The sequence below is a fragment of the Cyanobacteriota bacterium genome (genome assembly GCA_027618255.1).
Taxonomy (GTDB): Bacteria; Cyanobacteriota; Vampirovibrionia; order LMEP-6097; family LMEP-6097; genus JABHOV01.
Genome location: JAQCFG010000022.1, coordinates 20,240 through 28,767 on the forward strand (window position 1 = coordinate 20,240; position 8,528 = coordinate 28,767).

Below are 8,528 nucleotides of genomic sequence, written 5' to 3' on the forward strand. Positions count from 1 at the left end.
GTTGTAAACTCTCGGCTTATTGCATCAAAAAGATATTTGTCGGTTCATTAGGAGTAGCATTACCACCTTCAGTAGTAAAAGTCCAGCCCTGATCATCTGTGATTCCTGCAAAGCGATTAGAGCTAGCATCTTCAATTGCAGAACTATCGATTAGTACGTAGTATTGAGTTCCAGCAACTAAGTTGCTTGTTGGATTGATGGTAACTTGGCTACTAGAGAAAGTAGCAGAACCAATTGCAATCGTGTCAAACGTACCGCCATTACTAGTTTTCATTATAGTTACATTGCCAGTGCCAGCTTGCACTGTTTCGTTGAAAGTCATCACCAGATTAGCTCGAAGCGGGAATCTATCTTGATTATTTGCTGGATAGAAAGCAGATACTTTTGGTGTACTATCGTCATTGACGTCATCAACAGTTGCTGCAATAGAATAGAAAGTGGAAGGTGAGTTTTGGTTGTTGTATTCAGTATTCACCCAAACTGTAGTGCGTGCCTTAGTTGCAATATGAATCTCATCTAGAGTACCATCGTATTCGTTGGTAGTACCATCTAAACCAATGTCTTGCTCTGCTGCTAAGGTATCAGCTGTATATGAACTTGTAGAGCTGGCTTCAGAAACACCATCCTGAAAAAGCTCATAATTATCACTAGTAAAGTTGTAGCCAACCGAAACATGGTGCCAGTTACTGTCAGTGATAGCAGTTGTTGCTTTAACAATATCAGTGCCTCCAAGTTTGAGAGCCCACATATCATCAGCACCACCACCAGTAGCATGAACCCAAACACTCAGGTGATCAGTACCATCAGTATAGATTTGCCAAATACCAAAATCCTTATTCGCTACATCTTTTTTGGACCAAGCACTTATATTGCCAATATCCATACTTATACCAGTCGTTGCGGCAGTAAAAATATCATTAGTACCATCAAAATCAGTACCATTGCCGATTTGACCAGCTACTTTGTCAGCACTTGTCATCGTTCCTCCGGGTGTAGCAAATAATTTATTGCTTACACTATTGGTCATTATTTGATTAACGTCCCCATTGGGATCTTCGGTCATATGATAGACAGCAACAAATCCATTGGACCATACAGCATATCTACCCATTGGGTGATTGGCATTCAATGGTCTGCCATTAGCGTTGTTGTAATAGATATAAAAATCAAGGTTATTTGTGCCACTTAAAAACGGTGCCTTAAACCAAAGCTCACCTTGATTATTGGTTGTATCAATACTCACTAGCTCAGTTGGCACCAGGCTCAAACCGTCTCCCTGAGTCACTCTTATCTCGCCGCCATCACTACGCACATTGTTAAAGAAATTCTTAGAACTTAAATCACTCAAGTCAACATAGACAGGAAAGTCAGTGACATCGCCATTGACCTTGGTGGCATCGATAGTGATTTTGAGACGGCTTGCCCAGTTGCTATTAGACCAACCAACAATTACAGAAGCGGTAGTAAAATTCCAGGTACCATTGTCTGTGATTCCGGCATAAGAGTTTCCTGCGTTATCATCAAAAGCTGTAGCAGCTATATTGATATAGTAAGCTGTTGAAGCAACCATGCCGTTAGTTGGATTGATTGTAATAGCAGTGCCGCCATTACCTGTTACTCTAGCGTCACCGACAGGGATTGTTTCAAAAACTGAATCATCACTTAGTTTTTTAATAGTTATATTGCCTGTTTCAGTAACTACCGCCTCACTAAAAGTGATTACTAAATTAGCAGTGGAGGATACTCCCGTAGCAGCGTCGGCAGGAGAGTAAGTTGAAACTGTGGGGTTAGTAATATCAGCATCAGTCTCTTGCGCCCCAATACTATAAAATGTAGATGCCCCATTTTGGTTATTAAACTCAGTTGCAATCCAATCGGCTGACAAACCAGATGTCGAGACTCTAAATTCATCCATTATTGCATTACTGTAAGTAGAATTTACTTCATCTAGACCGAGGTAAAGAGAGTTGCCAGTACCAGTAGTGCCATCGGCTGTACCACTAGTAGTGTCCCAAGCTCTAACAGAACCATCTATGTATAGTTTGAATCTAGCCGTCCCAGAAAGTGAACCGTTGAATACTGAAACAACATGATGCCAATTAGAGTCAAAACTATAAGTCTCTGAACCATAATCAGTTTGATTTGTTGGATAAAAATTATACGCAGAACCATCATAATATAGGCTTCTTACAGAGGTGGACATTCCACCCTTTCCTAGAGAAACATAGTTAGTAACACTTTTAACCCAATATGACAAACTATAGGCAGAGACACTATTCATTTGCGTGACATCACCGTAGTCAATGTATTGAAAACTGCCAGAGTTGAGATAAAGTCCATTACCAATTTTACCGGCGTTCAGGCTACCACCATTCATGCTTCCTTGGGAATCACCTTCATAATTATTGACGGAGTCATCAATATCATCAGCCGAGCCAGTTGCCGTATCATCTAAGTGAGAAACTATTGCATAATTATCAGACCAAGTAGTAGTGTCATTAGTCTCAGCACCCGACGCGTAACCATAATATAGATAGAAATCAGAATTGACAGTTGAGCTCAAACTCGCTGCTTTAAACCATAAGATACCTGCGTTAGTTCCTGTGTCGATACTTTCAAGCTCTCGTTTTAATTTAGTAGAGCCACCATTGTCAGTCATCACAATATCCGCACCTGTGGATTTTACGTTAGTCCAAAAACCTACTGGTAAATCACTAAGGTCAACCATCACCGGAAAATTAGTTTGATCAGCTGTAACCTTCTCATCTTCAACTGTAACTTTGATTCTATAAGACCAGTTATTGTCGTACCAAGTAAGCGCATGTGCTATGTTTGCAGAAAATATATTGATTGCTAATGCAAGCAATATCAAAACTTTAAATGGTCTTTTACTAATTTTTTTCATTTCTGCGATAAGCTGATAACAGCTACTTATATATTATTAGTCTTATTCATCATATTTGACTAGGCTATTTGATCTATTTAGATTAATTATCTTTGGTATTAAGATAAATACGCCTTGCGTATATTTATCCTAAGGTTAAGAAGGTTAAGAACAGGGTATAGAATTATTAGGTCTTAATGCAAGCTTAAGCCAAAAAGGAAGATATCAATGAGTTTAAAACTATTATTAGTAGACGATGAAGTTAACTTAGTAGACCCCATGGCCTACACACTGGAGCAAAAGGGTTTTGAAACAGCTATTGCTTATAATGGTCAGCAAGCACTCAGTAAATACGAGAGTGAAGAACCTGATTTAATTTTGCTTGATTGGTCAATGCCTGACATTTCAGGAATTGATGTGCTCAAGCGTATTCGCGAGAATCAGAATTATGTCCCAGTAATCATGATCACCGGTAAATCTGCCAAAGAAGACATTGTTGAAGGTCTTGCCGCTGGTGCTGATGACTATATTACTAAACCCTTTAACTGGGAGGAGTTGATGGCTAGGGTTAACGCTGCAATAAGAAGAGCCCAACAACCCAACGCTACTCATCCCAAACGTATCCGTTTTGGCAAGGTGATTATGGATGCTAAAACGCATAGAGTTTGGCTTGAAGATAAAGAGTTGAATCTTAGTCCTCGCGAGTATTCTATGCTTGAATTGTTTATGGAAAATCCAAAGAGAATTTATTCTCGTGATGAATTAATTGAAAAAGTTTGGGGTCTTGATTTTGATGGTGACTCTAAAACGGTTGATGTTCACATTTGTTGGCTAAGACAAAAAATTGAAGAAGATCCTAATAAACCAAAGATCATCCAAACCGTACGTGGTTTTGGTTATCGTCTTGGTTCATAAGAACACGCTATAATCTTGGTAATGAAAGTTGTCATCACTAGACCACTTGAATACACTCAAGAATTTATTGACTTACTAGATCAAAATGATATTCGTTATTTTCTTTTGCCTTGTTTGGAATTTGCAAAACCAAGTGATGATTATGCCAGCCTCGATAAAACAATACGATCTAATCATGAGTATGACTGGATTATCTTCTTGAGCAAAAAATCAGCAGAGATATTTTTTGACAGATTGCTTGAACTTGGTGGACATTTGTTTCATCTTAGTCCTCGTCTCAAAATAGCTTGTGTTGGTGAATCTACAGCTAGTTTTATTCGTAATGAAATTGGTTTCCCCGTTGATTTTGTACCAACTAAGTTCAATTCAAAATGCTTCTTACAAGAGTTTAATCCCGATAAGGTATCTAGAGTGATTTTGCTGCGCAATGAAATTGTTGAAGATGATTTCATTGATGACTTGAACTCTCGTGTTGTAGCTATTGATCTTGCATTGGCTTATAAGACTCAAGTGCCTGATTTAGATCTTACAGAGTTTGATCAATTCTTGTCACTGAATCATCAGCTTTGCTTTAGTTTTACTAGTTCACAGACAGTACGCAACTTCATTAAATTACTCGGGCCAAAGCGGATTGAGCGATTAAATGGATATCGAGCTATAAGTATTGGTCCCCAGACGACAGAGACAATTGAGGCAGAACTTGGCTCTATGACTATTACAGAAGCAAAATCAGCATCAATCGCTGCTATTGTTGATGCTATACTATTGATTAATGTCTAATTTTAAAACCAGCCCTAAAAAACCTGAATCCAAAATAGGTCCAAGCATAATGAATCTAAGTTATGAAGATGCTAGAGCGAGATTAATCACTCTAGTAAAAGAAAAAGCATTATTTACTGGTGACTCACTCTTGCCTTCTGGTCAAATTACTTCTCACTATCTTGACCCCAAAGAGGCATTGATGAGTGCCGAAGGTGCCTTTCTAGCTAGTCTTACTGCTTTGCATCATATCAAAGATGAGGTTAGTTTTATTGGTGGTTCTCTTCGTGATGCTTATTCACTACCCGTTGGTTGCTCGCAGTTAGCTTTTATGAGAGGTCAGGACATTGGTACTTTTTATGTGCGTGATGCAACTGATGCAAGACGCAAAGGACTTTCAAAATGGATAGAAGGACCTCTTGAACCTGCTACCAAAGTATGTTTGATCCAAGATATGGTTGTTGATGGAGCCAATTTGATCGATATGATGCGTATCTTGAAACAAGAAGCGGATTCTGAAATCGTACAAGTGATTGCCATTATTGATCGTCTTGATGGTGCTAAGTATCGTTTTCAGGATTTCGGTGTTGACTACACTTCTATTATCACCATGCGCGATATTATGGAGCCAGTTAGAAATTAATACAATAAATTTGCACTTGTTTTTGAGCAATCTTTTTAAATGTTAGTAGCTGATTACCACAACCACCCACAAGCCCATCGCACTGACTTACCATACAGTCAAGCAACTTTGCAGACTTGGGCTGACAAAGCTAGAGAACTAGGTCTACAAGATCTTGCTTTTACTGATCACGATCGTTATAAAGCTGGTTTTAGTTTTGATGAGATTGAGCGTCTGCAAGAAAATAATCAAGACATCAAATTTCGTGCTGGTATTGAAATGGATAATGACCCAGAAACAAGTGCTGATGGTCATAAATGGGTTGAACAAAACTGGGACAAGCTTGATTTTGTTTTAGGCTCTGTTCATTTTGTCAAAGACTTTGCTTTTGACCATCCTCATTATATCGACCAGTACCAGAAACATAACATCAATGATCTCTATCGCGAATACTACAAAAACATCATGGCGATAGCATCAAGTGGTTTGGTTGATTCTATGGCTCACTTGGATTTGATCAAGATCTTCAAGTTCTTTCCCACTGAGAATCTTGATGAGCTTTATCATGAGGTTCTAGATTTAATCAAAGCCAAAGATATCTCTATGGAAATTAGTACTGCCGGGCTGCGTAAACCAATTGGAGAGATTTACCCCGACAAGAAACTAATTCAAATGGCAATAGACAAAGGCATTAGTTTTACTATTGCTGGTGACGCTCATGCTGCTCATGATCTTTGTCATAACTATGATAAGCTCGAGGCGCTTTTAAGAGAGATGGATATCAAAGAGGTTGCTGTTTACCAGAAGCATCAGAAGATGTTAGTACCTGCTTTTGTCTAGGGCTATCTACAATGACTAGGTTTAGCAGCACAGTTCCATTCATTTGCTGCCCATAAACCAAATAATGCCATTGATCCAACTCCAATCAATGCAGCTGTACCTACTTTGGCAACTGTAGAACCCCTTTGAGATTTGGATTTTTTGTTTCCTACAATGATTTTATGTTCTTGTTGTGTTTGCATTCTTGCTTCGATTTCCTTATAATTAATTTCTTTGGCTATTACTATAGCTGGATTAATTACTAATATTAGACTTATAACTAGTCTGCTGATGGTCAATTTATTCTGCATTTGTGAGCTTCCTTTTAATTAAACAGTGTTGAATTAATTCTCAAAAAAATATATTGAACACTGTTGAATATATATAGCAGTAATTATACACTGTTGAATAAAGAATAGGTTAATATGTCGATTAATTATCTTTAATAAAGCTGATTCTTGCTGATATTACGTGTTTTATATCTTATTTCAAGCCTCTAAGAAAGATCTCAACAAAACTATCCAATAAAACTTGGCTTGATTTGAGTTTGACCGAGTCTAATTTACCGTTGAGTGAAAGCATTGCAATACCATGTAAGCCTGACCAGAGTACTTTAGCGTTGATTTCGCTTTGATCGGAGCATTGATTGCCGGTTAAAACAGCTTCAATCAAGCCAAAGTTTTTACTAACTTTGTCTTGATACCAGTCAGGCAGCTCTTTTTTGCCATCTTGTAGGTAGTTAAATTCAAATAGAGTTCTAAATCTATTGATATTTTTTTGTCCATAGTTTAAGTAGCTCTCAGCAATTGCTTTGATAGCCTTGTTTCTAGCCTTGTTTTTGGCGATAGATTTCTCAAGTTTGCTATAGATTTGATCGAGTGTTTTACCATTGACTCTAAGAATTAATTCGTCTAGATTCTCATAAAAACTATAAATAGTACCAGGCGTGTATCCTATTACTGTAGCCAGTTTGCGGGCACTTAGACCATTAAGTCCGTCTTTTTCTATGAGCTTATTGGCTGCATCAAAAATTATTTTTTCTAATTCTTCTTTACTATGATCAGAACGTCTTGCCATAGTTTAATTATACAGTGTAATGATTAAAATGTAATGCTACCTAATCTTGGTCCTAAAGGAGCTTGAATACCCTGGTTAAACTGTGGAGCTACTGAGCTAAATTGAGATTGTAAAGGATTTGGCTGAAATGCTGGACCAATTTGGTATTGTAATCCAAGACCCCAAAGTAATCTCATTGCTGCAGGATTGTATAAGTTAAACATTGGTTGCAAGTCTGGATATTTTTCTTGAATTGGTTCAGTCTCATCATATTGCTGCGATTCTTTTCCAAAAAACTCATCAAAGTCAGCAGCAATTTCACTACCAAATTGGTTTTCAAATTCTTCTCTCTGTGTTGCCCACATACTAAATGCTTCGGCGTATTCTTCTGCTTGATCATGGCTGCCACCTTTGTTTTGATTATTCCAGCCATAACCACCATTAAGTTCCCCCATCTGAAACCCACCTGAAACCATTTTGTCTCTGATGGTATCCATATGTCCGTTCATCTTGGCATCACCCCAACCGCCTTCACCACCATTTCTTGCTGCACCTAGTCCACCGCCTAGTTTATGTTGGAGGGCATGCCCAACCTCATGAAACATTGTTGCCATTGTTCCATCTTTTGATAAGGCAATTGACATATTACTACTAAACCAGCCAGCTGCTCCTGCCACTTGGTCTGCTACTACAATATCTAGTCCTGCAAGTTCTTCTGCCATTTTACTATTGAGTTTTTTTGCTAGTTCACCATTAACATTTTCTTCTGACATTAAACCTGAGCCATTATTACTATCACCGCTTGCTTTTTCGCCAGCAGCTACTGAACCAGCCTTGTGTTCGACATTAACATTCTTGTCTATAATTGCTTGAGAAGCTGAATCTTCTTCTGTTTTAACTTTCTTACCTGTTTCTTTATCGGTTTCTGTTTCTGTATTTTTTTGAGCTGCAGCAATTTGTTGATTGATCGCTTGCTGAGTTGCATAATCTGACATCATTTGTAGTTGATATGGGCTTAGTGCCATTGTGCTAGGCCAGCCTGGAGCTGCATTTGCTGTTTTGCCAAACTCAGTAAAAATACTGTCAGTATTTGATTCTGCAAATACACCTGGACTACTAAATTGTGATAGTCCTGGCGTATCGCCTGCCGGACTCGGGCTTGCTATTGCTGCAGCTTTACCTAAGACTGGCTTAATTGCTCTGCCTGTGGACACACCTGATATTGGAGTGCTTGCTTTGCCTAATGTTTCGCTCATGAGTTTATACCTCGTTACAATTGAGACATATTGAGGTTAAGCCTTGGTTATGGTGGTGTTTAAGGTTTTAAAGATAGCAATATTGCCATTTTCTGGATTGCCATGTCCTCTATGTGGACTCGCAATGACGAATTCATTTTTTGCTAATTTTCATATAGTGACAGAAGCTTGAGCTAAACAATTTCTCAAAAAAGGTTTTGTAGCAAAGTGACTATAG

At 38.3% G+C, this 8,528-nt stretch carries 8 protein-coding genes; 4 read left to right on the forward strand and 4 right to left on the reverse strand.

From position 1 onward, the window contains the following. Positions 1–16 precede the first annotated feature (16 nt). Positions 17–2,905, reverse strand: coding sequence for an Ig-like domain-containing protein (locus tag O3C63_04610; GenBank protein MDA0772206.1), 2,889 nt, complete (start codon positions 2,903–2,905; stop codon positions 17–19). 207 nt (positions 2,906–3,112) lie between these two features. On the opposite strand from O3C63_04610, the gene O3C63_04615 reads away from it, so the two are divergent. The 4 genes from O3C63_04615 to O3C63_04630 are packed head-to-tail and all read left to right on the forward strand — an operon-like array spanning position 3,113 to position 6,020. After that, on the forward strand, positions 3,113–3,799 hold the full coding sequence (locus O3C63_04615) for a response regulator transcription factor (protein MDA0772207.1): 687 nt from the start codon (positions 3,113–3,115) through the stop codon (positions 3,797–3,799). A 21-nt stretch (positions 3,800–3,820) separates the two neighbouring features. Next, a complete protein-coding gene (locus tag O3C63_04620; protein ID MDA0772208.1) occupies positions 3,821–4,579 on the forward strand; it encodes a uroporphyrinogen-III synthase in 759 nt (252 codons plus the stop codon). Beyond that, positions 4,572–5,201 carry a hypothetical protein gene (locus O3C63_04625; GenBank protein ID MDA0772209.1) on the forward strand — a complete coding sequence of 210 codons (630 nt, stop codon included), beginning with the start codon at positions 4,572–4,574 and terminating at the stop codon, positions 5,199–5,201. Before O3C63_04620 ends, O3C63_04625 begins: the two co-directional genes overlap by 8 nt. A gap of 39 nt (positions 5,202–5,240) precedes the next feature. Continuing rightward, positions 5,241–6,020 carry a histidinol-phosphatase HisJ family protein gene (locus tag O3C63_04630; GenBank protein ID MDA0772210.1) on the forward strand — a complete coding sequence of 260 codons (780 nt, stop codon included), beginning with the start codon at positions 5,241–5,243 and terminating at the stop codon, positions 6,018–6,020. Positions 6,021–6,022: 2 nt separating this feature from the next. Here the strand turns inward: O3C63_04630 and O3C63_04635 are convergent, their stop codons facing one another. From O3C63_04635 to O3C63_04645, 3 genes are all read right to left on the reverse strand, one after another. After that, positions 6,023–6,310 (reverse strand): hypothetical protein, encoded by a 288-nt coding sequence (locus O3C63_04635; protein MDA0772211.1) that lies wholly within the window; start codon positions 6,308–6,310, stop codon positions 6,023–6,025. A gap of 172 nt (positions 6,311–6,482) precedes the next feature. Further along, positions 6,483–7,076: a TetR/AcrR family transcriptional regulator gene (locus O3C63_04640; protein ID MDA0772212.1), complete on the reverse strand. Its 594-nt coding sequence runs from the start codon at positions 7,074–7,076 to the stop codon at positions 6,483–6,485. A gap of 23 nt (positions 7,077–7,099) precedes the next feature. After that, positions 7,100–8,311: a hypothetical protein gene (locus O3C63_04645; GenBank protein MDA0772213.1), complete on the reverse strand. Its 1,212-nt coding sequence runs from the start codon at positions 8,309–8,311 to the stop codon at positions 7,100–7,102. Positions 8,312–8,528 lie beyond the last annotated feature (217 nt).